The following is a 1,004-nucleotide window of genomic DNA, read 5'->3' as shown; positions in this document are numbered from 1 at the left end:
TCAATTAACTAAAAATCAGATGAAAAGGCAATCTATTAAGCGGCTCAGAAAAAATGCTGGATGGGATGATTCTATTTTAACCACTATCTTATCTCAAAATTTTTCATGAGGTGACCCTGCCAAGAACCTTTAAATATTAATGCTCATTTATTTTTGGGGCGCAAGAAACAATATAACTCATCAATCGAAGCTAAATTAGCTATGGCAAAATATCTTGGAAAACCCTTAAGTTTGTTAAACGAAAAGCAGAAACAGTTTATTGATGCGTTGACAGAGCAAACGTTAGAGCATGATCTATTAATAAAACAACTTAATGACTCATGTTACGCACGGTAAATACAACGAAGCAAATGAAGGGCATCGCGCTTCATATCCTGGCCCAGTGTGTATCGATATTCTCTTGGAAAATCACGGGTTACCTCAAACACTCTCAGAACCAACTGATAACTGTCCTTATAAACCGGTAACTCCGTATAGAAAGCCATTAATAAAAATCCAAATCATTCGTCTTTAAAGAAATCATGAGGCAGCTACGCTGCCTCAAAAGAAAAGGGATAAAGGGGTTAAGGGGTAAAAGCCCGGACACACCGAACAGGCTGAGCGAGGTTCTTAGAGCCGAAGCCGACGAAACCCGACGGGAAGACCACGCCCGACGCGAAGAAGCCGTCGCCGAGCTGCGACGAACTCCAGTAGAACGCGGACGATAACCCGCCAAAGTTACAGGGAATTGCAAGATTGGAACACAATGCGCCATGGACTGCAGACAGCTCATTTGTTGCCGGAAGATACCAGTCAACACTGAGGTTTCGGCAACGTTGGGCGGCGCAGTTATTGGGATCACTTGAACAAGCTGTATCAGCGACAATAGCATTGGTATTGCCACCCCCATCATCCAGGCTTGTTGCGCCAGCTATATTTGAAAAATCACCTGTCCATTGGCTGTTAAAACCTTGCGCCACATCAATGACGACTTTGCCACTGCCCTCGCTTTCTTGAAACACCAA

2 protein-coding genes and 1 pseudogene are annotated in these 1,004 nt (G+C 43.7%); 1 reads left to right on the top strand and 2 read right to left on the bottom strand.

Annotation, left to right across the window (positions count from 1 at the left end):
- Positions 1-201 precede the first annotated feature (201 nt).
- Positions 202-336: a hypothetical protein gene (locus ELY15_RS16690; protein WP_255411141.1), complete on the top strand. Its 135-nt coding sequence runs from the start codon at positions 202-204 to the stop codon at positions 334-336.
- Here the strand turns inward: ELY15_RS16690 and ELY15_RS15995 are convergent.
- Both ELY15_RS15995 and ELY15_RS15990 read right to left on the bottom strand, forming a co-directional pair.
- On the bottom strand, positions 324-485 hold the full coding sequence (locus tag ELY15_RS15995; protein WP_233586877.1) for a four helix bundle protein: 162 nt from the start codon (positions 483-485) through the stop codon (positions 324-326). The genes ELY15_RS16690 and ELY15_RS15995 overlap by 13 nt on opposite strands.
- 78 nt (positions 486-563) lie before the next feature.
- Positions 564-1,004: pseudogene (locus ELY15_RS15990) on the bottom strand (DUF1566 domain-containing protein); the annotation flags it as partial.

Source organism: Legionella sp. km772, assembly GCF_003989735.1.
Lineage (GTDB): Bacteria > Pseudomonadota > Gammaproteobacteria > Legionellales > Legionellaceae > Legionella.
The sequence above is the reverse complement of the archived record's forward strand: the minus strand, read 5'-3'. Positions and strand labels throughout refer to the sequence as shown.

Bases quoted from the DNA above. Each gene is read 5' to 3' on its own strand.
- ELY15_RS16690 (WP_255411141.1), top strand. From the start codon at position 202: ATGGCAAAATATCTTGGAAAACCCTTAAGTTTGTTAAACGAAAAGCAG.
- ELY15_RS15995 (WP_233586877.1), bottom strand. From the start codon at position 485: ATGGCTTTCTATACGGAGTTACCGGTTTATAAGGACAGTTATCAGTTG.